At 34.4% G+C, this 24,670-nt stretch carries 23 protein-coding genes; 12 read left to right on the forward strand and 11 right to left on the reverse strand.

The window, feature by feature from the left end; translation table 11 throughout:
- The first annotated feature begins 600 nt into the window (after nucleotides 1–600).
- Entirely contained in the window at nucleotides 601–1,632 is a 1,032-nt protein-coding gene (locus DOS84_RS02380) for a hypothetical protein (protein ID WP_111408499.1), read from the forward strand.
- Nucleotides 1,633–1,824: 192 nt separating this feature from the next.
- On the opposite strand, the gene DOS84_RS02385 is transcribed toward DOS84_RS02380, so the two are convergent.
- Nucleotides 1,825–2,709 carry a 3-keto-disaccharide hydrolase gene (locus tag DOS84_RS02385; protein ID WP_111408500.1) on the reverse strand — a complete coding sequence of 295 codons (885 nt, stop codon included), beginning with the start codon at nucleotides 2,707–2,709 and terminating at the stop codon, nucleotides 1,825–1,827.
- Between the two features lie 249 nt (nucleotides 2,710–2,958).
- On the opposite strand from DOS84_RS02385, the gene DOS84_RS02390 reads away from it, so the two are divergent.
- Nucleotides 2,959–3,186 (forward strand): CDGSH iron-sulfur domain-containing protein, encoded by a 228-nt coding sequence (locus DOS84_RS02390; RefSeq protein ID WP_111408501.1) that lies wholly within the window; start codon nucleotides 2,959–2,961, stop codon nucleotides 3,184–3,186.
- A gap of 58 nt (nucleotides 3,187–3,244) precedes the next feature.
- On the opposite strand, the gene DOS84_RS02395 is transcribed toward DOS84_RS02390, so the two are convergent.
- On the reverse strand, nucleotides 3,245–4,147 hold the full coding sequence (locus tag DOS84_RS02395; RefSeq protein WP_111408502.1) for a PhzF family phenazine biosynthesis protein: 903 nt from the start codon (nucleotides 4,145–4,147) through the stop codon (nucleotides 3,245–3,247).
- 222 nt (nucleotides 4,148–4,369) lie between these two features.
- Here DOS84_RS02395 and DOS84_RS19045 point away from each other — a divergent pair, with 222 nt between their 5' ends.
- Both DOS84_RS19045 and DOS84_RS02400 read left to right on the forward strand, forming a co-directional pair.
- Nucleotides 4,370–4,540, forward strand: a complete 171-nt coding sequence (locus tag DOS84_RS19045) for a hypothetical protein (protein ID WP_165830383.1) — start codon at nucleotides 4,370–4,372, stop codon at nucleotides 4,538–4,540.
- A 69-nt stretch (nucleotides 4,541–4,609) separates the two neighbouring features.
- Nucleotides 4,610–5,149, forward strand: a complete 540-nt coding sequence (locus DOS84_RS02400) for a DMP19 family protein (RefSeq protein ID WP_111408503.1) — start codon at nucleotides 4,610–4,612, stop codon at nucleotides 5,147–5,149.
- Nucleotides 5,150–5,368: 219 nt separating this feature from the next.
- Here DOS84_RS02400 and DOS84_RS02405 read toward each other — a convergent pair whose 3' ends face one another.
- Nucleotides 5,369–7,285 carry a M1 family metallopeptidase gene (locus DOS84_RS02405; RefSeq protein WP_111408504.1) on the reverse strand — a complete coding sequence of 639 codons (1,917 nt, stop codon included), beginning with the start codon at nucleotides 7,283–7,285 and terminating at the stop codon, nucleotides 5,369–5,371.
- A gap of 278 nt (nucleotides 7,286–7,563) precedes the next feature.
- On the opposite strand from DOS84_RS02405, the gene DOS84_RS02410 reads away from it, so the two are divergent.
- Nucleotides 7,564–8,019, forward strand: a complete 456-nt coding sequence (locus DOS84_RS02410; RefSeq protein WP_111408505.1) for a hypothetical protein — start codon at nucleotides 7,564–7,566, stop codon at nucleotides 8,017–8,019.
- Nucleotides 8,020–8,088: 69 nt separating this feature from the next.
- Here the strand turns inward: DOS84_RS02410 and DOS84_RS02415 are convergent, their stop codons facing one another.
- From DOS84_RS02415 to nhaA, 7 genes are all read right to left on the reverse strand, one after another.
- Entirely contained in the window at nucleotides 8,089–8,607 is a 519-nt protein-coding gene (locus DOS84_RS02415) for an outer membrane beta-barrel protein (RefSeq protein ID WP_111408572.1), read from the reverse strand.
- 243 nt (nucleotides 8,608–8,850) lie between these two features.
- Complete coding sequence (locus tag DOS84_RS02420) at nucleotides 8,851–10,458, reverse strand: DUF1501 domain-containing protein (protein ID WP_111408506.1); 1,608 nt, start codon at nucleotides 10,456–10,458, stop codon at nucleotides 8,851–8,853.
- Between the two features lie 182 nt (nucleotides 10,459–10,640).
- Nucleotides 10,641–12,482 carry a DUF1800 domain-containing protein gene (locus tag DOS84_RS02425; protein ID WP_111408507.1) on the reverse strand — a complete coding sequence of 614 codons (1,842 nt, stop codon included), beginning with the start codon at nucleotides 12,480–12,482 and terminating at the stop codon, nucleotides 10,641–10,643.
- Nucleotides 12,483–12,661: 179 nt separating this feature from the next.
- Nucleotides 12,662–14,029 (reverse strand): hypothetical protein, encoded by a 1,368-nt coding sequence (locus DOS84_RS02430; protein ID WP_124020612.1) that lies wholly within the window; start codon nucleotides 14,027–14,029, stop codon nucleotides 12,662–12,664.
- A 3-nt stretch (nucleotides 14,030–14,032) separates the two neighbouring features.
- Nucleotides 14,033–16,051 carry a hypothetical protein gene (locus tag DOS84_RS02435; protein ID WP_111408509.1) on the reverse strand — a complete coding sequence of 673 codons (2,019 nt, stop codon included), beginning with the start codon at nucleotides 16,049–16,051 and terminating at the stop codon, nucleotides 14,033–14,035.
- An 8-nt stretch (nucleotides 16,052–16,059) separates the two neighbouring features.
- Entirely contained in the window at nucleotides 16,060–16,719 is a 660-nt protein-coding gene (locus DOS84_RS02440; RefSeq protein ID WP_124020613.1) for a hypothetical protein, read from the reverse strand.
- A gap of 216 nt (nucleotides 16,720–16,935) precedes the next feature.
- Nucleotides 16,936–18,099 (reverse strand): Na+/H+ antiporter NhaA, encoded by a 1,164-nt coding sequence (gene nhaA / locus DOS84_RS02445; protein WP_111408511.1) that lies wholly within the window; start codon nucleotides 18,097–18,099, stop codon nucleotides 16,936–16,938.
- 123 nt (nucleotides 18,100–18,222) lie between these two features.
- Here nhaA and DOS84_RS02450 point away from each other — a divergent pair, with 123 nt between their 5' ends.
- The 6 genes from DOS84_RS02450 (at nucleotide 18,223) to DOS84_RS02475 (ending at nucleotide 21,727) form a co-directional block, all read left to right on the forward strand.
- Nucleotides 18,223–19,173 carry a 2-hydroxyacid dehydrogenase gene (locus DOS84_RS02450; protein ID WP_111408512.1) on the forward strand — a complete coding sequence of 317 codons (951 nt, stop codon included), beginning with the start codon at nucleotides 18,223–18,225 and terminating at the stop codon, nucleotides 19,171–19,173.
- Between the two features lie 92 nt (nucleotides 19,174–19,265).
- On the forward strand, nucleotides 19,266–19,544 hold the full coding sequence (locus tag DOS84_RS02455) for a TM2 domain-containing protein (protein ID WP_111408513.1): 279 nt from the start codon (nucleotides 19,266–19,268) through the stop codon (nucleotides 19,542–19,544).
- A 197-nt stretch (nucleotides 19,545–19,741) separates the two neighbouring features.
- Complete coding sequence (locus tag DOS84_RS02460) at nucleotides 19,742–20,080, forward strand: TM2 domain-containing protein (protein ID WP_111408514.1); 339 nt, start codon at nucleotides 19,742–19,744, stop codon at nucleotides 20,078–20,080.
- A 3-nt stretch (nucleotides 20,081–20,083) separates the two neighbouring features.
- Complete coding sequence (locus DOS84_RS02465) at nucleotides 20,084–20,497, forward strand: DUF2752 domain-containing protein (protein ID WP_111408515.1); 414 nt, start codon at nucleotides 20,084–20,086, stop codon at nucleotides 20,495–20,497.
- Complete coding sequence (locus DOS84_RS02470; protein WP_111408516.1) at nucleotides 20,494–20,943, forward strand: magnetosome magnetite crystal formation protein family; 450 nt, start codon at nucleotides 20,494–20,496, stop codon at nucleotides 20,941–20,943. The genes DOS84_RS02465 and DOS84_RS02470 overlap by 4 nt, the downstream gene beginning before the upstream one ends.
- Nucleotides 20,927–21,727 (forward strand): M48 family metallopeptidase, encoded by an 801-nt coding sequence (locus tag DOS84_RS02475; RefSeq protein WP_111408517.1) that lies wholly within the window; start codon nucleotides 20,927–20,929, stop codon nucleotides 21,725–21,727. The genes DOS84_RS02470 and DOS84_RS02475 overlap by 17 nt, the downstream gene beginning before the upstream one ends.
- A 96-nt stretch (nucleotides 21,728–21,823) precedes the next feature.
- Here DOS84_RS02475 and DOS84_RS02480 read toward each other — a convergent pair whose 3' ends face one another.
- Nucleotides 21,824–23,626 (reverse strand): GNAT family N-acyltransferase, encoded by a 1,803-nt coding sequence (locus tag DOS84_RS02480; RefSeq protein WP_111408518.1) that lies wholly within the window; start codon nucleotides 23,624–23,626, stop codon nucleotides 21,824–21,826.
- A 197-nt stretch (nucleotides 23,627–23,823) separates the two neighbouring features.
- On the opposite strand from DOS84_RS02480, the gene DOS84_RS02485 reads away from it, so the two are divergent.
- Nucleotides 23,824–24,585: an exodeoxyribonuclease III gene (locus tag DOS84_RS02485; RefSeq protein WP_111408519.1), complete on the forward strand. Its 762-nt coding sequence runs from the start codon at nucleotides 23,824–23,826 to the stop codon at nucleotides 24,583–24,585.
- Nucleotides 24,586–24,670: the final 85 nt, after the last annotated feature.

Raw genomic sequence — 24,670 nt, forward strand, 5'->3', positions numbered from 1 at the left:
ATAAACGCTACAATCCAACATTATAAAAATAACTTACAAATTAATCATGCTTTTTGTGAGTAATTAAAGAATATTCGTATGTTTCGATTCGCAATTTTGATAACTCTTAAAGCTAAAGACATGGAGTACAGTATTCGTTTAATGTTATATCAGTAATTACTTATTCATTAAAATAATTTTGTAAATAATATCAATAATTATGTAACAGCCTTCAAGCTATCTAAAGTTAATTTGGTGATTATTAATTTTAAATAAATAAAGCATGAAATCTAGAAGTATAATATTAGAATTAGTATCATTATTTGTCACGTCTTGAATGAGTGATCATGAAAACGAAAAAGACACATTAATTCTTATAACAGAAAGTAGAATATGGTCCGAATATATCAATATTAATGGTGTAAAAACATTAAGTGATCTTCCACCAACTACAGTAGGTTTTCAACTTTAAGTTTAATAACTGAATAAGATTCAGGGGTGTGAACTAAATTAAGCATTCATTGCAAAAACAGTAATAGAAGTAATTTTAAAGCTGTTGTTAGGTCGAAAATTTTACCTCGACTTTAAAAAAAAGTAAAATAAATCAATAAATAATTAAAAATGAAAAGAATTTATTTTTTAACGATGTTGGGTATGGCGTTTATTTCTTGCGATCAAAATGAACAATCTACTGAATCAAATTCAGTAGCGAAGGAAGAAATTAAAATATTAGAATTTCCTTCCGAACAAAAAATGGAACAAAGAATTGATGAAATTGTTGCTATTAAAGCTGAAAGCCAAAAAATCGCATTAGACAATTTTAATAAACTTGAAACTTTAAAAGGATTAAATGTTGGAAGTAGTAAAACCAACGATGTAGGTATTGAAAAACAAAATGAAGCAATTGTAAGTAGTTTAAAAGTGTATCATGGTCTTGTACTTTCTAATATTTATGCATTGAGAAAACAGTTAAACTTTACTAGTATTCAAAGTATTGCTGACGAAATAAATTCGCTAAAATTAATAGATCCGGATAAGGCTACTTCTTTATTTAAAACTTACGAAAAATTGCTTGTGACTGATCCTAAAATTGGCAGAGTTATTAGTGTTTTTGACGAAAGAACTTCAAATGTATTAAATGTGAATGGCGATATGTTAATTAATAGTAAGAAATTGGATTATAAAAATTACTATTATATACCTAATAATTCTACAGGAAAACTTGTTGGTTATGACAATGGAGTTGCAGGAATAGTTGTTAATTATAATGGTGTCCAAATCTACTATTATGCAGGAAGAGAAGTTCATACAAATGACCTTGGTGTTAGATTTTTTAGATATGCAACACAATTAACATCAATGGCTCTTGTACCTATTGGTCCAGGTGTAAGTTCTACCATAGAGTACCCATCAACTTTTATTATGGACCCAAGTTCTGTAGCAGGTTTCGTTCAAACGAAAAGTCAATTTTTTAGTGATTACGAATTTTCATATCCTTTTATTTCAGGAACAGGTACTTTTGTTAGATTTGTGGGAGGGAACAAAAATACTCCTTATAGGCCAGGCGGAGTAATAATAAAAGGAACTTTTATTACTAATGTTGGAGGTGTCAGCAAAGAAACGAGTTGTGACTTTAAACAATATTACGATTAATCTAGGTGGTGTATACAAGGAGGTGTGTTGACTTCATAAAATAGAATAATAAAACTGAAGATGTTTTGTAAATAATTTTATGAAAAAGTATCTTTTAAGATATAGTATTAAACGGAAATGACTTAAGAAATCATTTCCGTTTTTTTATGAATGATAATCAAAGCAAAAAATCATTAATAAGAACTATGTTACTTAAAATAATTTTTCAAACTCAGCAGGCATTTTATTTATCGGCTTTATTTTAATGTCTTTGTAGAAAACTTCACCAGCTTCACTTTGCAATTGTATTTTTCCTTCGGTTAAAGGCTGAAATTTTTCACCATCAAAATAACGGGAGTTCTGCAAAACCATGACCACTTTACCGTTGATGATGTGAAGACTTTTTCCTTCAAAACAAACCAACTCTATTTCTGTCCAGTCGTTATTTGGCGTTTCTGCTCTCATTTTTCGCATGCAAAACCCAGTATTTTCAGTGTGTGTCCCAAACGGAATGAAATTTTGGCTTTCGTCTGCCACGGCATTCATTCCGCCTTCCGGTAGATAGGCTCGGATGTCGATAGCTGCATTGGCAATATTCCAATAATCGCCAAAATGCCCTTCCATAATTTGAAATTCCTGCGATAACATCCAAGCGCGCCAGTAATCCACACCCGCTTTTCCCTGCGAATGATAGAGCACACCTGCATCCATGAGTTTATCTGTTCTTGGTTCCCATTTTTTGGTTCCAAACTTGACTTTGAGCTTCAAGCGGTAGTTTTTGAAATTTTCTTTGGTAAAAACACAACCATAGTATTCCCCGGCAACTTTAAGTACAGGCTCGTTGTTCTCCTGAATCACCGTAAACATATTGTTTACATTTTTATTGTAACCAATAGGTTGGATTTCGTTCCCGTTAGGATCAGTTGGAATTTTGCCGGAATATCCGTTTTGATGTTTGTAACTTAGATACATATCCCATTTGCTGAGGTTGTTATCGAGTAAATTAACCCAGCCATCTTCGAATGAGTTTGAGTTTTTAGTTACAGATGTCAAACTAAAAAGAAGGACGAGGGCTATTAGTGTAAAGTATTTTTTCATATGGTCGGTTTGGTAATTTGAATAGAAATGATTTCTCAAATCTACTAAATAATGTCACAGTGACAATATGCTATTTATTCAAAATCAGATACCATTTTTGCACTTTATTTTTCTCTTACAAAATATACAAAGCAAAAATTTCTTCTCTGGATATCCTTGGGTTTAAATAGAATTAATGTAAACTATGGCTTTGAGCAAGAAATCAGAATATATTTTGCAACCTTTGCCCTCAGAAAAAAAACAATCATTATGAGTAAGACAAAACTAATCATTAATAAAAACGGATCTATAAAAATAGAAGGTGATTTTGAAATTATGGATCAAGAAGGAACTGTTTACGGACTGCAAGGAAGGTCTGCTTTAGGTCTTTGCCGTTGCGGATTATCGGCAAACAAGCCTTTTTGCGATGGAGGACACCGCAATAATTTCGAACACGATTCAAAAGCATTTGATTTGCCACCAATGAAAACGAATTAAGAAATTCTGTTTACAGGTTAGCATATACAGAAAGCTGCATTACATAATGCAGCTTTTTTTATATATAAAGTTCGCCTCGCATTGTAATAATGGATGAACCGCCAACCAAAATATCATTTTCCCTATTCATAACTTCAATCAGCGAAGGCTGATTTAACTTCACTCCCTGCAGAATTTTGTATTCTTTATTGGGTTGCGTAAACTTCTTTTTTGTCAAAAAACCAATTAATGGTCCTGCAGCCGTTCCTGTCGCAGGATCTTCATTTATTCCGATTAGCGGATTGAAAAATCGGGCTTCGGCTATGTTTTCTTGGTCTTGTTTGGAAATAGTAAAACAATAAAATCCTTCAAATCCATATTCTTTTGAAATTTCGATTAAAAGTTTGTTGTCCGGTACACAATTATTTAGTATTTGACTATCCTTGATTGGAACCATGGTGTGGGCAACCTCTGTTTTAACGATTGTGGGAACAAAATCACTAACATCTAAATCCTCGATTTTTAAACCAAGTGCGACCGCTATTTTATAAGTAGGTATTTCTTGCTTAATTACCGCGGGTTTTTGATGCATTTGTACAATTGGATATTGAGTAACTGGATCAAAACTTGCCGTTAATTTGATGGGAGAATGTTTCATGATCACAAAGCGATCGGTTTCATTTTGTTCATGAAATATTGGTATTTGTTTTAGTAAGGCGCCACAAACTGCCCCTAGCAAATTGTGCCCCGCTCCCTCTATTTCAATGCCTGTAGGTGTAAAGGAACGTACATTCAAAGCTTTTTGTGCTGAGGAATAATAAACAAATGAAGTTTCAGAATAACCGAATTCTTTTGCAATATTCTGATATACTTCTAATTTCAAATTACCGCTTGTAAAAACGACTGACAATGGGTTTCCTTTGTAACTTTTATTCGAAAACACATCCAAAACGTAGTATTCTAATGTAATTCTTTCTTCCATTTTGTGTCTCTTTACTTTTTTTGAACGAATAAAGTTACTACTTGTCAGTGAATCAAAGCTATAATAATGCAAATTTTAAGTTTTTCACAACATTTTTCATTCAAATCTTAAATTTATTGCTTTTTTAAGTTTTAAAAGTCTAGTTTTTTCTTGATTAGAAGTTATAATTCAATGAGCCATTACTTTTTTTATATTTGTAAACTGATTTAAAGATAATAGGTTATGGCAAAAGGACCCGAAAAAAACACTAAAAATAAGGCTTTACATACCAAATTGCTAAATAGAAAGAAAACTAAACTTCAAGAAGAGAAAAAAGCAAAAGCATTGCGTTTGAAAGCTTTAGTTGCAAAAATGAATGGAAAAAAGAACAGTAGCGAAACGGATAACATATAAATCAATTTGTATTTCTTTTCTGTTTTTATTTAGCTGAAATTTGCACCCAAATATTTAAAGATTAAAAACATGGAATTCGGCAGAATAATAGTTTCGGAAACGGCAATGAACAGTGAAAATCTTCAAGATGTGATTCACTCCAATATTTCGGTAATCAATTTAATGCGTGAGGAAGGCGTGAACGATGAATTGATTCATGAAGATGCACTGATGAGCTACTACCTGGATTATTATTATTCCCAATATGTTGCGGGGAACTTTGCGAAATTTGTGCATCATTCTGGTTGGAATAGTGAATTAAACGAATTGATTGAAGAAGGTTTAGCATTGATTGGTGCCGAAAAGCATTTGGAATTATTTCAACAACTATCCAAAAAAGTAAAATTAATGAGCAGTGTAAAGCTTAACAAATTTCTTAAAGGAAAATTGGAAGGCGTAAACCCCACAAGAGATTTGCTTATCAACGATACTTTTTTTGAAATTGAAGAAAATCTGGTTACTTTGAACGCCAATTTTTTGAAATCACACCCTGATTTCGAAGTGCTTTCTGTTGACGATATGTTTGCTGTTTTGGAAGAATTTGTGGGTCATGAGATTAAAAGGGAATAGGGCTAATTATAAAGTAGATAGTATTTAATTCATCATATAAGTCATATAAGTTTTTAATCTGAATAAAAACTGAGTATAGCCAATAGTTCATTTAAGAAAAGTCACTTAATCTTGAAAGGACATTTTAACTTATATTCACTTTAATAACTTATTTTTCAAACTATCCTTTGTAAAAACTTATATGACTTATATGGTAAATCTTTTCACAGCAGTTCTTTTCTAATTCTTCACAAACTTTAATTTCTTCGATCCCACATCTGTTTGTACACTCATAAAATAAACACCAGTTGACCAAGTGCTAATATCCCAATTCGTAGCCGAGTGAGTTGTTTTTATTCTTTGGCCAGCCACATTGTAAAAGACTGTTTTTTCAATTGTTATTCCGTTTGATAAATTTAGTGTGAGCATATCGTTTGCTTGATTTAGCGATATTTGTGCTGCTGTCAATTCAAATTTTTCTTTTCCTAATGTTGCTGTATTGCTTTTTGAAATTATGTTTTTGTTCGGGTCGAAAGTGATGCTTGAAATGGTAAAAGGAACGTTTTCCGTATAAGTTTCTCCATTAATGGTGTTGTTTAAAACCAAATCCAATTGTTGGCCTCCTGTTCCAAAAACACGAATGGGTACCGGCATTTCAAAATAGGAAACCGATGCATCCGATTGCGTTTGATTGATAGTAAATTTGGCTTGGCCGCCACCCAAATTTTGGGCTGTAATATTATAAATGGGATAGCCTTGATTGTAAATCCAGTCGTTAAAGAATTCCGCTAAACTGCTACCATAAACTGCTTCCAAATGCAATTGCAAGTCGGGAGTTTTGGCGTATTTATAAGCTAAATTGATATCTTTTAAATAATTTTTGATTCCCTGAAAAAATAAAGCATCCCCCATCTTGAAACGTAGCATATTCAGAACCATAGCTCCTTTATTATACGTTAATCTGGAGTCGAATATTCGGTTGACATTAGTCAGTTCGGCATCCGTCAAATATACAGCTCCATTAGTTTTGGAAGTAATATTATTAATCATTTTGTTTTTTTCGGTTACAAAAGATGCTTGACCATCAAAATTTTCGATAACCAAAGCGGCCACATACGTAGCAAATCCTTCATTGAGCCAAATGTCTTTCCAACTGCCACAAGTAATTTTGTCACCAAACCATTGATGTGCCATTTCGTGGGCAATTAGGTCTCTTTCGAAACTTACCATGAATGAAACCGTGGTGTGCTCCATTCCGCCACCCCAGCCAAATTGGGCATGACCATACTTTTCGTTATGAAAAGGATAAATTTCAAAAAGACTTTCGTATAAATTCAGGATCAATGGGGTTTGGTCCAATTGCGTTTTTACAGACGATAAAGTCTCCGGATAAATATAATTGATTATCGGATATTGATTCGGTATCGTCCCCCCAGTTTGATTGTACACACTATAATTGGTTACGGCAATGGCAACCAAATAAGCCGGAATTGGGTAACCATGATGAAAATGAGTAGTTTTGTACGGACCACTAATGATTGGCGTTGTGGTTTCTATACCATTTGCAACGCTTATGTATTGAGAAGGAGCTGTAATGTAAACATCAATACTGTCTGCTTTGTCATTCAAATCTTGTTTGCAGGGCCACCAATCGCGCGCACCATAAGGCTCGGACAAAGTATATAAAACAGGCGAACCATTATGTATTGATTTGGTAAAAGCCTGTTCTCCATTGGCGGGAGCTCCAGAATAGGAGATTACAACGGTTGCCGAAGTATTTGAATTTAATACAGTTGGCAACGTGATAACCAATTCATTATCGACGTTTTGAACGAATGTTAAAGGTGCTCCGTCCTTGGTAACGGAACTTACCGTTAATTGATTGGTTAAATCAAAAGTAATTGTTGAAAGATCCGATAATGCCGTAAAAGTGGTCGTTACGACCCCAGAAATGTAATAATTTGCGGGATCTACACTAAAGCGAAGTTCATGATAGGTAATGTCATAATTTTGAGTGTTGGGATTGACTCTCAAATTCATTTTCTTACTGGCCATCTTCTGTTCGAGGATGGCAATATCTTGTGTTTGGCTTTCTTTTTTTTGGGCATAACCAGAAATCATTACCGCCAACAATACTATCAAGTAGCTTTTTTTCATTTTAAAATTCAATTTGTGTATCAAATATAGTTAATGATTTGGCTTTAATCTTTCATAGTTTCCGATTTGTTGAATTTTAGAAAAGCTTTAACCAAAATGCTTCATTAAATATTTACATTAAATTTAAAATTTATTTCGCTGTAAATCAATGTAATAGTGTTAAATTAAAATAATGCGAACAAAAAATGAATACCTTTAAGGTTAGAAAACCGAAGCCTTTTTTTGTTGTTTTTCTTTGCCCTAAATGAAATTTTATTGTTTAACGTAAAAATGAATCTATGCAAAAAAATACTATTTTAATTAGCGGGCTTTTACTTCTTTTTTTAGGTGTTGTTGTAATTCCTTTTTCGCTTCAGGCAAAAGGAAAAACTTTTTATATATCGACTGTTTTTAAACACCCACAAAAGAATCCTTATTCAAATATTCAAGATAAAAACTTAATCAAAGGGAATTGGCAAAGAGATGATACAGCCGTTGAATTGCATATTTTGAGACTTTTGGAAAATGGTTCTTTGCAAGTAAACTATTTGAATTCGAAATTTATTTACATCGAAAAAGCGGGTTGGACTAATTCTTCGGACGTTTTGCGGCTGTTTGTTATATACAGGCAAGATGATAATCCCGGTTATAGTTTGTCATTACAGTATCTTGCTGAAAAAGATATACTAGTTGGTGATTATGTTGACGGTTCTGACAATAAATCGCATAATGTGATTTTCAAAAGAATTAAATAAATTTATTTTGAATGCAACAAAAAAGCCACCTGATTTCTCAAATGGCTTTTTGAAATGTATTTTTTGACACTAAATTTTAAAAGTAACTCCAAATTTGGCACCACTAGTACCTGTGTTTCCTCCCAATTCCAGATTAATTCCAAATTTATCGGTAAAGAAATAACGACCCCCGACTTGAAGTCCAAGACCTAAAGAGGTATTGTCTGGATGTGGATTGTTGTTGTAATCATCATAGTTCCAAATGTAATAGGTAAGGCTTGCACCAGCATAGAAATCAAATTTGCTTGGCATATCCAAGATTCTATTGAAATGGTAATTTCCGTTGGCTCCAATTCCTATTGCAGTGGAATTATAGTGGTAATCGGTGTTGTTATAATGGTATGGGTCATCATCCGTTTGAAAAGAAAGTTGACCTCCAAGGGTAAAATCTTTAGCGATTCCATAATCAAGACCAAAATAGACAGGAACGCCCCAACCCGAGAGCCCAAGACCAGCGTTTAATTGTACTCCACCTTCTTCAAGAGGAGCTTGTGCAAATGCCCCAGCTGAAATTAAACCGAATGCAAATATTAGAATAAGTTTTTTCATAAGTTTTGTTTTATTTTTAAATACAACGTAAAAATAAGATTTTATTATACGTTTGCCTTTAAATTTGGTCAAAAATAGAAGTTTTTCTGTGAATTTTACAAATGTGTTTCAAGATTCGTTTCTGTTAAATACCTAAACATTAGTTTTTAGGAGTACTCCAAAATGCAATTGGATTACTGTCGAAATTTTAAACTCAAAGATTAATTTTTTATTAAAAAAGCAGATTTCAAAATATAGTTATGGTTACAGTACAATCATTTTAGCATTGAACTTGGTTCCATTATAAATCACCTGAACGATATAAGTTCCAGAGGATAACATCTGATTAGTGCTAAAACTCAGAATATCGCCATCAACCGCATAAGCATTCCCGAAAATTTTAGAACCTAATAAAGTATAAATAGTAACTTCTACTGTAGTATTTATAAAATTATAAAACTGAAGATTTATTTGGCTAGTAGTTACTGGATTTGGAAAAATCCTCATGAAATCGACATTCGGATAATAAATTGATTTGTCTGTTTTGAAGATGGGTAGTTTTTCAAATGAGCCTCCCAAAACAGCATCAGACTGTGCTTCGGTCATACACAACCAATCTTGCATAATGGTTGCGTAAATTTGTCTGAAGTCATGCTGAAGGGGTACCTGGTCATTGACCTTAGCTGTTTGAGGTAAATCAGGCGAAGTCCCAATCATCCCCGAAACAGGATTTGGCGTTCCTTGGACTGTACCTCTTCCTGTATTTAAGGCTGCGCCAAAAAAGAGAACGGGTGCAGCAGAGCCATGATCGGTACCTGAACTGTCATTGCTTTTAATTCTGCGTCCAAATTCACTAAAAGTCATTCCGGTAACAATGTCTGCTTTTCCCATCAATTTCAAATCTTCTTGGAAAGCGCCAATAGCTTGCGATAGTATGTTTAAATTTTCGGCTTGTTTACCCAATGTTCTGTCCGTGTCTAAAACCTGATTCTCGTGGCTATCGAACGTTTTGGGATGATTTACCACATAAATGGGTGTTTGCAAACCGCCATTGATGAGTTTGGCAACAATCCTCAGTTGATCGGCCAATCCATTTTTATTGGGATAGGTTGGAGATTGCGGTTTAGGAACATTATAAGCTTTTTGAATCGACTCTCTATAAGCATTGCTTTGGTCTTTCATCAGTCTCAAAAAAGTCAACTCGTGACCATAATCGGAGTTGGGTGCAGGATCCGAAGTCTCATTGATTACATTCAATAAATCTTCGGGTTTAGGCACACTATAAGCCATGTTTATTTTTGGTCCCTGCAGTGAAAAAGGCAAGGTCGAACCTATTTGTATGGCCAATGGATCGGGCATATTGGAATTGGGATAACCCGTTGGAAAATTAGGATAGACCGTATCTAGTGCTCTCCCAAGCCAGCCCGATTGCAGTGATTTGTCACTATCCGAAGCGGTAAACCAAATGTCAGTGGCTCTAAAGTGGCTGTAACTGGGGTTGGGATAGGAAACACCTTGAACAATCAACATTTTACCGTTGTTGTACAATTGCTGCATTTCCTTCATAGCAGGATGTAACCCTGTAGTTTCATTGTAATGCAAAGGCAAAACATCGGTTTCTTTCATTAAAATATTGGGGCGGGCGTTGGTCAATTCATCCCATTTGTCTCTGGCCAAAACGGTATTTAATCCGTCGTTTCCACCATTCATCTGAATTATGACCAATATTTTTCCGCAACCCGCAGCGGCACTAGCCAGTAATTGTAAACTTTCGCTCTCGATTTGGGACGAAGCCATAACAGGAATATGATTGAACACCAAGGGTATTGTCGATGCAATAGCAGTTGTTTTTATAAATTTTCTTCTTTCCATTTTTTTATTTGGTTTCTAAGAAGCTTAGTTTCTAAGTTTTTTTAGAATCTCAGAATCTCAGTTTCTATTTTTTTTGCTTTTTTGAAAAAAGGTACTTGTTTCTAAATTCTATTTTTGATTTTAACAAGTCTGTATATCTCTTAGAATCTTAACAACTCAGAAACTTAGTCACTTCAAAAAAGCTACATTAACTGATATTCGGCAAGTTCAACAATCGTTAATAATAAACTTCGTATTCTTGTTTTTACAATTGATTCGGTCATCTCGTTGGGATTGCTTTGGTAGGTTTTCCATGCGCTGGTCCAATAGCCATCAGAGGCTTGACCTGTTAAAAGCGTTTGTGTTTTAATTGCATTCTTGGCAGTAATACTCAAATCTATTGGCAACAAATAGTTGATGCATTCGCTAACCAATAAATTTGGATCTTCACAAGTCGCATTTGGAAATTGTTTAACAAAGGCTATAGCATCGACTTCCATTCGGGTTGTTAAGCCATTTTTTTCGATGTCAAAACCATAAAAAAGATACTCGATCAATCCATACCGCCTTTGAATCGAATTGGAATTGATCCAATATTCATGAAAAGAAGGTTTTTGATAAAATGCTTGCCAGCCTGCAACATTGGGAATTGATCCCATAGCTTGTTGCATGTCGTACATGGCATAATTGAAAGTATTCCAAAGATCGTATTGTGCTTCATAATTGTTAGCATCAGACACATTATAGTTGAGGTTGAAAGTCCGCATGGTACCCACAATAACGTCTAATGGCGATTTGATATAAACTCCGCGATTGGCCATATCAAAAAAGTGTTCGCTCTTAAATAATTTGTCTAGAACAGGTAAAATATTCCAATTATTGGCAACAAAATGCTGAGCCAAAGGAACAATTACGTTGGCTTCTATATTAGCATCAATATCATAATAAACAAAGAAACGATACAGCCGGCGACAAATGTACTCGGAAACTACTTTTGATTTGGAGAAAATCATATCAATAAACAAATCCAATTCTCCCGCGCCGGTATTGGCAATCGCATTATTATTAAAAAACGATGAAAATTTTTTGGTACTCGTGTCGTGTAGTTTATCGACAAAATTGGTGGCTTCTGATGTGGTATTCAAATCTTGTACTCTCCATCCGGTAAGAACTTTGGCGGCTTGAATAACATCGGCTTCAGTATATTGACTGGCTTCTTCTTTTCCCAAAGTAAAAAGTTCCATAACTTCACGGGCAAAATTTTCATCTGGTGCTGATTTGGTATTGGCCTGGTTGTTCAGATAAAACATCATTGCCGGTTGGGTAGCCATGTTGCGAATCAGGGATTTGTAATTTCCCGTGGCATTATCACGAAACATTTTCATGTATTTATAACAAATTCGAGCCGAATTGGTATTGCAAAATTCATTGGAGGACTGCTTTACAAATTCAAAATCCACTGGGATAAAATGATACCAAAACAATGTCATTTTTTCCCTGATAGTAATGTCTTGATTGAAAGCAAGACCCAAAGACCACGAACTTAAACCTGAAGTTCGATTGCCATTAGTGTCTCCACCTATATCATTGGTTACAAAAGCATCATTGGTCCAATCTGCACCATAAGGAAGCCCGTTTTCGTCTGGGTTTTCATTATTATAATGATTTACGGGAGGAGCAGGAGGAGTGTTGTCAACGGTTAAAATGAGATTAACCGCCTGGGTCATTGAAAGTCCCAATAAAGTATCTACATCTGATTTTTTGAAACCATAACCCGTTCTTCTCAATAAATGCAAAGCTTCAGAAGTCGACCATGTTCCTGTGTAAGTCGCAAGACCACTTGTGACATTCGTAACTCTTTCGGTTTCTGAACCCGATTTGCCAGTAAGATCTTTTTTGGGGTTTGTTAGAGAGGAATAACGTCGCCCATTGTATATTTTACGGGAGTATTTTTCGAATAAAGGATCTTTTTCTTGGGCACTTACCAATAACTTTTTTAGTAGTTTAGTAAATAAAGCTCTCCTAGTCAGCGTATTGTTTCCCATAAAAGATGATTTCGAATTTTTGTTGTCTTGTTGTAATGATAAAATACAACGACAAATATATAGAAATCGATATGAGAGGGATAAAAAACACGACAAAACACGTAGTTTTGCGTAAGGTGTAAGAAAAAAATGTAATATATGATTAAAGGTTTTTTTAAAATTTTTTTAAAAAAGCTTACTTATTTTATTACCGAAATCAAGCTTTTTCCTTTCGTTGTTTTCAAATCTACTCGAAAATGGCCAACATTATTTTTTTTCGAAAGTCCCATTTCAAAGCTTTCAAATGGTTTTAAAAATTTAAAATTTTTATTTTTGGCAATAATGTAAAGCCAATCTTTTGGAAGGAGCTTGTTAAAATGAATCTGTAAATATCCAATTTTAGAAGAAGAAGGTTTTGAAATCCTGTTTTTCAATGGATTTGCTTCCAATGTTAAGGCATTATTTTGGATAGAAGTTTTTGTTGTCGCCAAAGGAAAATTCACGAATACATTACGATTGTCAATGGCATTTTGAGTTTTGAGATAATTAAATACTTTTTTAGAATTCTCTGTTTGCATTGAGAAGTAAAATGAAGGTTCACGATTAGTATGCACAACCACTTTTTTTATCGGATTAAAATCATCATCATAGTCATAACTGATTGCGGAATCTTTCTTTTCAACTATTCCATTTAGCAATATTTCAGTTTTGGTTGGATTGTTAGCCAAAATCGAATCCAGATTAAAACCGATAATTTTGTTGATTTTGGCGGAATGACGTTTAATTATATTTTGATTTTGAATCATTTTGAAATCGAAACCTAAAGAGAACAAAGCATTTGGATTTTGAAGGAATTGTGATTCTTTTTTATACTTCAGTTTCAGTTGTCCATCAACTGTTATTTTGTTGTTTTCCAATTTTAGACTTAGAATTCCATCTTCTTCCAGCAAACTGTTTTTTTTGATCCAAAACGTTACTGCATTTTGTGTGCCAATGGTTTTTTCTATTTGTTTTGCATTTAGAAAAAGTTTTTTCAAAAATAAATCTTCGGCAATATTTACCGCTATGTGCTTTTGTTGTTCGGAAATGTTGGAAATCAGAATTTGGCTTGAACGCTTAACAGCGCAAAGATTCATCGAATTAGAATAATAAGCGACCATTCCATTTTGAAGTTTGGCTTTACGGAAATGAGCTTTGTTCATTGTTTTTTCAAATGCCGTTTCATTTTCAATTTCGGCAGAAACAAACCATTGGGAAATTGGTTGGTTTTCAATATGGAAAAAAGCTAAATAATCGGACATTTTTATTCCATAATTAGAAAGGTTAAAACGTTCTTTGAATGCAGAATCTTTATTACTCCATTGGCATTCGGAAGGGTTTTTTAGGCAGGAAAAAACAAAATAATTTCGAATATTTTTCATATCGACCATTGCAATCCCATCGGCATTTTGGGGAATGCATTCTCGATCAAATTTTTTATGATAGCCAAACCAATACAAAATAGCCATACTCCCAATGGCAATAAGAAGTATGGCGATTTTAGAAAAATAGCTGTTTAGGCTCTTCATGATTTATTCCGTAACGATTGTTTCCTTTTTGCTTTCAGTATATAATTCATTGATAACATCAAAGAAATACTGTAAACTATTAGTATGTTCCCCTTTAATGGTGTACGATGCATCAGAAACAATAGCGCCATTTTTGAATTTGGATTCCACTGTAATTTCTCCTGCATTTTTCAATGCAATGTCATAGTAATTGCTTTTGGCATCTTTGCTAAATTCCGTTTTGGATGCTGTAATTATTTTTTGAATATCAAACCAGGCAGCCGAATTATTTTTTGAAATCGATTTTTTGAAATCAGCCTGTAATGGCATTACTGTTTGTTGAATAAGGTTTTCTACGTTTATCTTTGAGGTAGTTAACATCACCACGCCGTTTTTCATTCCAATGTATAAGTTCTCGATCAGATTGTCCTTTTCAAAATGAATGGTGTAATATCCGTTGGTCAATTGATAATCAGTAGCGGTAAATTTACTTTTATTCAAAGGAAGCTGCAGCAATTTGTTGACAAATGATTCATTTCTCGTATTCATAAGAAATGTAAAGTCAGGCTGTATTTCATCTTTGGTGCCTTTGGTTTCTATTTGCTGATAATTTTCATCATAATCGATGTTCACGAAATCTCTCTGTACTTTTTTGAGATCATGAAGCACGAAAATGGCATTACCGGGAATGAGGTCCGCAATGGCTTTTTCGTCCAAAAACAACGCAACGGCATCAATTAAAACATCAGCTTCGTTGCCGCTGGCTTCTTTGGAGTAGGATTGGTAAACAGAATTCAAAGTGTTTTTTAAAACTTTGTATTCATAGTTCATAATGGCTTGTGTATCCATCGCAATTGAGTAATATCCCAAAACATTATTGCCTATATAATTCAAAAGGTTTTTATCAATTTTCGAATCACATATTTCCTGATATGATTTTTTTGTTTCTTCGTTTTTGGGAGTCATCACCTGATTCAATCGAATCCTGTCTTTTTCAAAATAACCATTCATATGGAAATTACTGTTAAGTATTCCATTTTTGTAAATTCCCATCAAAGCGGAATTTGTGCCTACAAATCCAGAATACAACTGGGTTGTCAATGCGTCCAAATCAGCGAAAATATAAAAGTCAGACTTAGGGTTGTTGTTTTTAAAAACTACGGAGCTTTCTGCCGCCGTTTCTGTTTTGGAATCGAAAGCTTCTTTGAAAATCAAATCCACAACAGGATTGATTTTTAATCTTTCGATGGAATCGGTTTTTCTTAATTCGATTTCCAATAATTTTCTGTTGGTTTCTTCCAGTTCCGCATTGGCTTTTTCTTGTGCAGCATAAATCTCTTCTTCGGTTGGCTCAACAATTTTGGGTTCTTCCGTTACTTTTTTGATTTTCTTTCCCTTATTGCTTTTTCCTTTTTTGGTATTTTTCTTCTTTTCAGGATCGGGAGTTGGTTTTGTTTCTTCAGAGACGTAGGCAGGAGTAGCCGTGTCATAGTTAACTGCTACAGAATCTACGAGAACGCCTGTTGTATCCATGCTAGTTAAATCAGCGTATGGTTCTGTTTCAGTATAATTATTTTTATTGGGTCTGGAAAATGTGGCATTCACCAAAACAGCGAACTTTTCATTCCAAGCCAAATGATGTGTTTTTGAAGTAGCAACGCTGTTGTATGTTCCTTGTTTTTTTACTTTAAGACTGTCTCCGTATTTGGCTTGAACCAATTTTTCGAACAATGCAGGATTATTTAGCGGAAGCAACACAACATAACTCATCACAGAGTCTTTGTTAATGTAATATTGATACTGTTTATTTGTTAAGTCAATACCTGTTTGGCTTAAATCTTTTGGTAAAAATTTTAATTCTTTTTCCAATAACTCCTGCATCCATGGATATTCCTGAATGGTTTTGATTGCTACTTTGTCATTTAGATTTTTGCCGTTAAAACACAAGGCAAAGGGAGCGTCGTTTGGAACTTTGTTGGCTAGATCCTGAGAATGTATTGTTGTGGAAAAACAAATAGCTAGGAGTAGGAAATATTTTTTCATATCTATATTTAGTTGAGTGTGATTGTATTTTCGATTTTTTCGTTTCCGTTAATCACATTTATTACGGAACCGTTAAGTTTGATGGCTTTGTTGCTTTTGGATGTGACCGCATTTTTATTAGAAAAGGACTTGATGGTTGAGTCAAATTTGTATACAGAAGTGTATTTGGCGGTTTGAAAAACTTCCTTGTCAGCTTTTTCCAATTTATCGTATAGGGCTTTTATGGGTATTTTTTGGCTGCGAATAAACTTTTTGTCATTGAAAGTGAAATAGTCCGTGGCAATCGTCGGACTTATTTTTTTGCTGTTTTTTAGTTTTAAAAAAACGGCATTGAGATTGGTGATTTTTTGAAAATCTAAATCAATCGCAAAAATGTAATTTGTTAAGTCGATATTGGTTTTTACATTGGAAATTCCGGCTGTATTCTGTGCAAGTGCTTCCAGTTTGGCGGCTTCATTTTTGATTTCCTCTTTGGAAGGAATGACATAGCCATTGATTTTTTGCATCTTTAAAACCGAATTGATTTTAGTTTTGCTTTGGCTAAAATTAATTACAAAATTAAAATGTCCCGATCCGTCGTCTTTTATTTTAACTTCTTCAATCACTTCAAAGCAACTTTGGAACAAAAAGACAAAACACAATAAGGGTATAAAATAAACTTTTTTCATTGTATGTTTTGTTATACCATTTATCATTATACTTTAATTCAATTGTTTTGGTATAATGCCGTTGTATATTTCTTTTGGTCCAATTTTTATTGGACTAATTTGAAATAACAAACGGTATTACAAGGTTTTTTTAAATCAAGACCTGTAATCAATGGATGTACAAAGGAAAGGATAAAATTTCTCTTTCAGATTTATTTAACACGTTTTTTATCCTATTTATTTGATTTTAATCGATTTTATTGGAGCTTTAAAAGTGAATTTTAGCCACAAAAACCCAAATGTTCCAGATAGGAAAGAGGCAATAAGAATGGCTATTTTTGAATAAGTTATGACTTCTTCACCATCGTTTTTAAAAGCCAATAAGGTTATGAAAATAGACATCGTAAATCCTATTCCTCCAAGCATTCCTGCGCCTAAAATGTTTTTCCATTTTAGATCTCTAGGTAATTTACTAATACCTAAACTCACGGCAAGGAAAGAAAACAGCAAAATCCCTAATGGCTTGCCCACCACAAGCCCCAAAATAATTCCGATTGAATTTTCATGACTCAATCCTTCGTACCAGTCTGTGTTAATGGATATACAGGTATTGGCGATAGCAAATAAAGGAAGCACAATGAAAGCAACTGGTTCATGCAAAAAATGTTGCAATTTATAGGAAGCAGTATTTTTTCCGCCATCTCCAAACGGAATGACAAAGGCCAATAGCACACCGGTAATAGTTGCATGTACACCGGAGTTCAGCATAAAATACCACATAAGAACACCTCCAATTAAGTATGGAGCCAAATGATGCACTTTTCGTCGATTGAAGATGAATAAAATTGCCAAGATGATAAAGGCATAGAGTAAGTTGTCAAAAGCAATAGTTTGAGTGTAAAATATGGCAATAACCAGAATTGCGCCTAAATCATCGATGACCGCAAGAGCTGTCAGGAATATTTTTAACGAGGGTGGAATCCGGTTACCCAATAAGGATAAGACTCCTATTGCAAAAGCAATGTCAGTGGCCATCGGAATTCCGGCTCCGTTTTGTGTTTGCGTTCCGTAATTCAATACCAGAAAAATTCCAGCAGGGACAATCATCCCGCCCAGAGCACCAAAAATGGGAAGAATGGCATTTTTGATATTAGCCAATTCGCCATGATAGATTTCTCGTTCCAATTCTAAACCAATCAATAGAAAGAAAATCGTCATCAACCCATCATTGATCCAATGTGTAATGGAATGATGTCCAATTTCAGTGTTCCAAAAAGCGATATATTCATTTTGAATTAATGAATTAGCCAGTAATAAAGAGACTACGGTTACAAAAAGAAGCAATAGACCACTCGCTTTTTCGCTTTGGAAAAATGCAGTAAATGTTTTGGTTAATTTCATCTTTAAATTTCGCTTTAAAAGTAAATGGCTAATTTAAGCATTGTAGGTTAATTATTCTAGCTTCAAACCATAAACCGTGATTTTTTAGTTAATTTTGAGACTCTAATTTAGCAATCCTTTTATATGGACATCAAAATCCTTCATATTGACAGCAATAACCCCATTCTATGGGAACAATTGGAACAGGCAGGTTTTATCAATCACGCCGATTTTACTTCTTCCAAACAAGAAATCGAAGCCAAAATTCAAGACTACCAAGGAATTGTTATTCGAAGCCGTTTCAAAATTGACAAACAGTTTTTGGACAAAGCCACCAATTTGCAATTCATTGCTCGAGTAGGAGCTGGATTGGAAAGCATTGATTGTGATTATGCAACTTCCAAGAATATTGCACTAATTGCCGCGCCCGAAGGTAACTGTAATGCGGTTGCCGAACATACTTTGGGAATGATATTGTCCTTGTTCAACAAGTTAAACATCGCCGATAGCGAGATTCGGTCAGGTGAATGGAACAGGGAGAAAAATCGTGGGTACGAACTCGACGGTAAAACAGTTGGAATTATAGGATACGGAAATATGGGAAAAGCGTTTGCTAAAAAACTCCGCGGTTTTGATGTGGAAGTATTGTGTTATGACATCAAGGAAAATGTGGGTGATGCCAATGCCAGACAAGTTTCACTACAGGAATTGCAGCAAAAAACAGATGTGCTTAGTTTACACGTTCCTTGGACCCCTGAAACCGATAAGATGGTAAATTTGGATTTTATCAATGCTTTCGCAAAAAACATTTGGATTATCAATACCTCAAGAGGAAAAAATATTATAACTGCCGATTTGGTTACTGCCATGCAGTCCGGAAAAGTCCTTGGAGCAGGATTGGATGTTTTGGAATACGAAAAATTATCTTTCGAAACATTATTTCAAGATAAAAACACACCAGACGCTTTTCAGTATTTATTGGATGGCCGAAAAGTGATATTAACCCCACACATTGCAGGTTGGACCTACGAAAGTCATGAAAGGCTGGCACAGGTAATTGTTGATAAAATTAAAGCCCTGTATGGGAAAAATTAAAGTTGTAAGATTTTTAATTGTTTAAAAAATAGTATTTTATGATATTTTTTATAAATTAGACGACTATTAATTAACAAATTTAATTTTCAACTATGGAGAATTCAAAACAAGAAGATTGGAACAACCCACAGCCCATTCCTCAAGAAAATAAAAAAGTTTTAGCTGGAGTTTTAGCTATTGTGTTGGGAGGATTAGGGATTCACAAATTTATTTTAGGATATACGCAAGAAGGAATAATTCAACTCATTTTAGGTGTTGTTACTTGTGGAATTGGTGGCATAATTGGCCTTGTGGAAGGAATTATTTATTTGACTAAAACGGATGAAGAATTTTATCAAACCTATCAGGTCGGCAAGAAAGGTTGGTTTTAAAAAAATAAGGAAATATGAATCCCGTTTTGTCCTAAAAAGACGAGACGGGATTTTTTGTGCTCTGTGCAAATTATAAAAGCAAAATAAATTATTTTAATGATAAGACATTTCTGTTAATATTTATATATTAGCAGAATTATGGAGTATCCGAAAATCCAAAATAGAGTAGGGAATTAACCAAAAACCAAATTATTATAATGGATTCACAAAAAGTTGACATGTTCATGATGATGAACTCTAAGTATTTTGAAGGGCATCATCTAAATACCATCCGAGAAAAATTAATGAGCTTAGACGAAAGCCAATGGCAAAGATTGCAGTTAACCCAATTTAAAGACCCAACTACCGCATTGTTGATTTCGATTTTTGCAGGAGCTTATGGAATTGATCGTTTTTACATTGGCGATACAGGAATGGGTGTTGGAAAGTTACTTACTTGTGGAGGTTTTATGATTTGGGCAATTGTGGATTGGTTTTTGATTCAAGGAGCCACGAAAGAAAAAAATACAATTGCGTTTAATAATGCATTTCTTTAAAATATGTCAAAGAACAAGCTTTATATACTGATTTTATTTGCTTGTTTTTTGGGTTATAGTTGGTTACTCTTTTTGAAATTAACACCCGTGAAAAATTCAGGTTTGGATTTGACTGTCTGCGTGTTTAAAAGAGTAACCAGTTTACCATGTCCATCATGCGGTACGACAAGAGCGGTTTCCTATTTATTTAATGGGGAAATTGTGAAGTCGTTGTTTCTGAATCCTTTTGGAATAATAGTTGCCGGTATTATGGTTGTTTCTCCAGGCTGGATTATTTGGGATACCGTCGCAAAAAAACAGTCTTTTTACAATTTTTACATTAAGACTGAGAAGTTAATTAGGAAGAAAAAAATTGCCATTCCATTGATTGTATTGGTTATTCTCAATTGGGTTTGGAATATATACAAACACTTATGATCGCAAAACAAAAATTTAATTACAAACCTTACGACAGCGAGTTGGAAAGAGCATCCAACAGTTATTTGATGTCGCTCGTTGTGGTGCTTTGCGGATTACCATTGCCTATAATGAATTTGTTGGCATCCGTTTTCTTTTATTTAGGAAATAGAAAAAGCACACCTTTTGTAAAATGGCACTGTACACAGGCGCTACTGTCTCAATTAGGTATGTTTTTCTTTAATACCGTGGGATTTTGGTGGACTATTTCCATCGTATTTGATGGCGCCGAAGTAACGAACCATTATATTGCTTACATAATTACCATTGTAGGTTTTAATCTGCTTGAATTTATTTTCACGCTTTATTTGGCCACACAAACCAGAAAAGGGAATCATATCGAAATGTATTTCTTTTCGGATATTACTAATTTAATCTGCAAAACCAATTATGAAAGCATTATTTAGAGGATTGTCAATAGTGGTTGTCTTCTTTGGGATTTGGTTTTTGTTGTCTCAAATTGATTATATCACTTTTTTTAAGATTGATAAAGCCAAAAGTGCTACCGAAAAAGGAGTTGGCGATATGATTTGGGATCAAATAAAAACGACAGAAGATATAATAGTAAATGACTCGATTACCAAATCGTTGGACAAATTATTAAAACCATTGTGTAAAGAAAACGGAATAGAGCGTGACAGCTTAAAAGTGCATATTATACAAAAAGATGAGGTTAATGCTTTTGCGTTGCCGGATGGACATTTAGTGGTGTATTCCGGATTGATTGAAGCATCGAAGAACGAACAGGCTTTAATTGGTGTTTTGGGTCACGAAATTGCTCACATAGAGAACAATCATGTGATGAAAAAATTATCAAAAGAAGTTGGTTTTTCTGTACTGATGTCAATTACTACGGGTAATAATAATGGTAAGCTTGTTCGCGAGATTATGCATACTTTATCATCGTCGGCCTATGATCGTTCTCTCGAGAAAGAAGCCGATATCGCCAGCGTTGAATACATGCTAAAGGCTAAAATTGATCCAGCACCATTTGCAGATTTTCTATATGAAATGTCTTTTGACAATAAATTAGAAAGTGCATTGTCATGGGTAAATTCTCATCCAGAATCGGAAGAAAGAGCCAAATACATCCTTGAATATATAAAAGGGAAAAAAGCTAGCCAGAAACATTTGTTAACAAAAACAGAATGGGCCGGTTTTAAAAAAGCCGTTAAAGAATACGAAAATTAAAGGCTATTAGTCTCTAAAAAAAAATCCCATCTCGTCTTAAAAAAGATGAAATGGGATTTTTTTATAATGTGTTATCTTAAATCTGCAATCTAAAATTTACTCTTCTTTATCGTTTAGTTTGCGTTCCAATTCAGCCTGGAATTCTTCCATAACAGGTTTCATAGTGCTTTCTGGAATATCCGCAATTCGAATGTACATTAATCCATCGATAGCGTTGTTGAATAAAGGGTCTACATTAAAAGCAACCAGTTTTGCGTTTTGTTTGATGTATTTTTTTATCAATACAGGAAGTCTTAAAATCCCTGGCTCTAATTCGTCAATAAGTTTGTCGAATTTATTCAAATCAGCTTCCGCTTCATCAAAAATAAAATCCTTGTCGGCATCTTTTAGTTTGACTTTGAATTCTTTTTTAGGATGGATATACTGTGCAATATAAGGGTCATAATAGTGCGATTTCATGAATTCAATCATCAATGATTTCGAAAAATCCGAAAATTGATTACTGATACTTACTCCACCCAATAAATATTTATGCTCCGGATAATGTAAAGTGGTATGAATAATTCCTCTCCACAATAAGAACAACGGCATTGGTTTTTGCTGATATTCCTTGATGATAAAAGCTCTACCCATATCGATAGATTTGCTCATCATGTCGTGCAATTCCGGTTCAAAACGAAAAAGTCCATTCAGATAAAATCCTTCAATACCGTATTTAGGGTAAATGTGAGATCCCAATCCCATTCGGTAAGCTCCCGCGATTTGTTTGGTGTCATCATCCCATAAAAAGAGGTGGCGATAGTATTTGTCGTATTTGTCAATGTCAATAGATTCATTCGTCCCTTCACCAACTTCTCTAAAAGTAATCTCACGCAAACGTCCAATTTCATGAAGAATATTTGGAATCTGTTTGGCCTCGGCAAAAAACACTTCGTAATTTTTACTTTGTAAAAGTCGAAGGTCGGCTACTCTCAAAGCTTCCACTTCGGCAATCATTTTGTCGGTACTGGCCGGAGTCACAATTTTTTTAGGGGCTTTGGAAGGCATTAAATTAGCCGTATTCAAAAAATTGTTCTCTTTTTCAAAAGGATTGGCCAGCATATAGGTTTTCTTTCTCAAGAATTCCGTGTAATCCTCAATCGATTCGTATTCGTTTTGTTCGGCAACAGAAATAGGTTTTCCAACGCGTACCTTAATAATTCTGTCTTTCTGAGTCAATAATTCCGATGGTAATTTGGCCGTTCTTAATGTGTCGTTTATTCTGGACAGAAAATAAAACAAGCGGCTGTTTTTGGCGTGAAAATAAATAGGCACCACAGGAACCTGTGCTTTTCTAATTACTTTTATGGCTCCTTCTTCCCAAGCTTTATCAACTACTAATTTTCCATCTTTATAAGTAGAAACTTCACCGGCAGGGAACATTCCCAATGGTTTACCATCTCTAAGGTGGCGCAATGTTTCCTTAATACCTACCACACTTGACTTAGCGTCTTTGTGATTTTCAAAAGGATTGACCGGCATGATATAGGGTTTCATCGGGTCAATTCGATGCAGTAAAAAATTCGCTATGATTTTAAAATTGGGCTCTCTTTCAAGCATTAATTTCAACAACAAAATACCATCAATTCCTCCAAGAGGATGATTTGAAATGGTAATATAGGCGCCATCTTTTGGTAAACGTTTAAAATCTTCTTCCGGAATCTCAAATTTAATTTGAAACTCGTCCAATATAGCATTCAAGAACGGTAGCTCTTTCAAATGTTTGTTGCGGTCGTATATTTTGTTTAATGTCGAAATCTTTAAAACTTTCATCAACAACCAGCCCGAAAAAGTACCGAAAACGCCGTACTTGTCCGTATTTATTGTCTTTGCAACTTCTTTCGCGGTAACTAAACCCATTTATTTTTTCTTTTTTGAGCAAGAGACAAAGATAGCAAAATACTCCATTTTTTATGGTTTTTTTTGAATCAATCTTTCTACTTTTTACTACTTTTGAATTCCACAGAAAAAATAATCTTCCGGATTTGAGATAAAAAAATGGTTTTAAGAACCAGTTTTCGTCAAAATTTACTTCGGATTAAAAAAAATTTATAGTAATGAAAATTATCTCGTACAACGTAAACGGAATTAGAGCCGCTATCACCAAAGGATTTATAGAATGGTTGCAACATGCCAATCCCGATGTTATTTGCCTGCAGGAAATCAAAGCGACCGAAGAGCAAATTCCCGTTTCCGACATTACCGCTGCGGGCTATCCGTATCAATATTATTACCCAGCGACCAAAAAAGGCTACAGTGGCGTTGCCATTCTTTCCAAAATAAAACCGAATAATGTAGTTTATGGAACTGGTATCCAGCATATGGATTTTGAAGGACGTAATCTTCGCGCCGATTTTGACAACTGCTCTGTAATGAGTTTGTATCTGCCTTCGGGAACCAATGGCGATCGTTTAAGTCACAAGTTTATGTATATGGATGATTTTCAAAACTACATAGATGAACTTAAAAAAGGAATCCCTAATCTAATCATTTGCGGAGATTATAACATTTGCCACGAGGCAATCGATATACACGATCCAATCAGAAACAAAAATGTATCAGGATTTTTACCCGAGGAAAGAGCTTGGTTGGATAAATTCATGAAATCTGGATTCGTAGACAGTTTTCGTCATTTCAACAGCGAACCACATCAATATTCATGGTGGAGTTACCGCGCCGGAGCTCGCGGGAATAACAAAGGTTGGCGCATCGATTACAATTTAGTGAGCGACTCCCTAAAACATAAACTCAAAAGGGCCGTTATATTACCAGACGCCATGCATTCTGATCATTGCCCGGTTTTGGTGGAAATAGAATAGGGACAATTCAATATCAATGGCAATGTCAATTGCAAATAAAAAAGAATGAAAGTTATAAGGAGCTAATCCAGCTATCCGCTGCAAT

Source organism: Flavobacterium aquariorum, from assembly GCF_003254745.1.
Lineage (GTDB): Bacteria > Bacteroidota > Bacteroidia > Flavobacteriales > Flavobacteriaceae > Flavobacterium > Flavobacterium aquariorum.

What these genes read in the sequence shown, in the direction of transcription:
- DOS84_RS02390 (WP_111408501.1), top strand. Translation starts at nt 2,959, where the DNA reads ATGAGTAAGACAAAACTAATCATTAATAAAAACGGATCTATAAAAATA.
- DOS84_RS02470 (WP_111408516.1), top strand. Translation starts at nt 20,494, where the DNA reads ATGATCGCAAAACAAAAATTTAATTACAAACCTTACGACAGCGAGTTG.
- DOS84_RS02485 (WP_111408519.1), top strand. Translation starts at nt 23,824, where the DNA reads ATGAAAATTATCTCGTACAACGTAAACGGAATTAGAGCCGCTATCACC.
- DOS84_RS02415 (WP_111408572.1), bottom strand. Translation starts at nt 8,607, where the DNA reads ATGAAAAAACTTATTCTAATATTTGCATTCGGTTTAATTTCAGCTGGG.
- DOS84_RS02410 (WP_111408505.1), top strand. Translation starts at nt 7,564, where the DNA reads ATGCAAAAAAATACTATTTTAATTAGCGGGCTTTTACTTCTTTTTTTA.
- DOS84_RS02450 (WP_111408512.1), top strand. Translation starts at nt 18,223, where the DNA reads ATGGACATCAAAATCCTTCATATTGACAGCAATAACCCCATTCTATGG.
- DOS84_RS02405 (WP_111408504.1), bottom strand. Translation starts at nt 7,285, where the DNA reads ATGAAAAAAAGCTACTTGATAGTATTGTTGGCGGTAATGATTTCTGGT.
- DOS84_RS02460 (WP_111408514.1), top strand. Translation starts at nt 19,742, where the DNA reads ATGGATTCACAAAAAGTTGACATGTTCATGATGATGAACTCTAAGTAT.
- DOS84_RS02480 (WP_111408518.1), bottom strand. Translation starts at nt 23,626, where the DNA reads ATGGGTTTAGTTACCGCGAAAGAAGTTGCAAAGACAATAAATACGGAC.
- DOS84_RS02380 (WP_111408499.1), top strand. Translation starts at nt 601, where the DNA reads ATGAAAAGAATTTATTTTTTAACGATGTTGGGTATGGCGTTTATTTCT.
- DOS84_RS02475 (WP_111408517.1), top strand. Translation starts at nt 20,927, where the DNA reads ATGAAAGCATTATTTAGAGGATTGTCAATAGTGGTTGTCTTCTTTGGG.
- DOS84_RS02420 (WP_111408506.1), bottom strand. Translation starts at nt 10,458, where the DNA reads ATGGAAAGAAGAAAATTTATAAAAACAACTGCTATTGCATCGACAATA.
- DOS84_RS02440 (WP_124020613.1), bottom strand. Translation starts at nt 16,719, where the DNA reads ATGAAAAAAGTTTATTTTATACCCTTATTGTGTTTTGTCTTTTTGTTC.
- DOS84_RS02425 (WP_111408507.1), bottom strand. Translation starts at nt 12,482, where the DNA reads ATGGGAAACAATACGCTGACTAGGAGAGCTTTATTTACTAAACTACTA.
- DOS84_RS02385 (WP_111408500.1), bottom strand. Translation starts at nt 2,709, where the DNA reads ATGAAAAAATACTTTACACTAATAGCCCTCGTCCTTCTTTTTAGTTTG.
- DOS84_RS02435 (WP_111408509.1), bottom strand. Translation starts at nt 16,051, where the DNA reads ATGAAAAAATATTTCCTACTCCTAGCTATTTGTTTTTCCACAACAATA.
- DOS84_RS02455 (WP_111408513.1), top strand. Translation starts at nt 19,266, where the DNA reads ATGGAGAATTCAAAACAAGAAGATTGGAACAACCCACAGCCCATTCCT.
- DOS84_RS02465 (WP_111408515.1), top strand. Translation starts at nt 20,084, where the DNA reads ATGTCAAAGAACAAGCTTTATATACTGATTTTATTTGCTTGTTTTTTG.
- DOS84_RS02430 (WP_124020612.1), bottom strand. Translation starts at nt 14,029, where the DNA reads ATGAAGAGCCTAAACAGCTATTTTTCTAAAATCGCCATACTTCTTATT.
- DOS84_RS02400 (WP_111408503.1), top strand. Translation starts at nt 4,610, where the DNA reads ATGGAATTCGGCAGAATAATAGTTTCGGAAACGGCAATGAACAGTGAA.
- DOS84_RS19045 (WP_165830383.1), top strand. Translation starts at nt 4,370, where the DNA reads ATGGCAAAAGGACCCGAAAAAAACACTAAAAATAAGGCTTTACATACC.
- DOS84_RS02395 (WP_111408502.1), bottom strand. Translation starts at nt 4,147, where the DNA reads ATGGAAGAAAGAATTACATTAGAATACTACGTTTTGGATGTGTTTTCG.
- nhaA (WP_111408511.1), bottom strand. Translation starts at nt 18,099, where the DNA reads ATGAAATTAACCAAAACATTTACTGCATTTTTCCAAAGCGAAAAAGCG.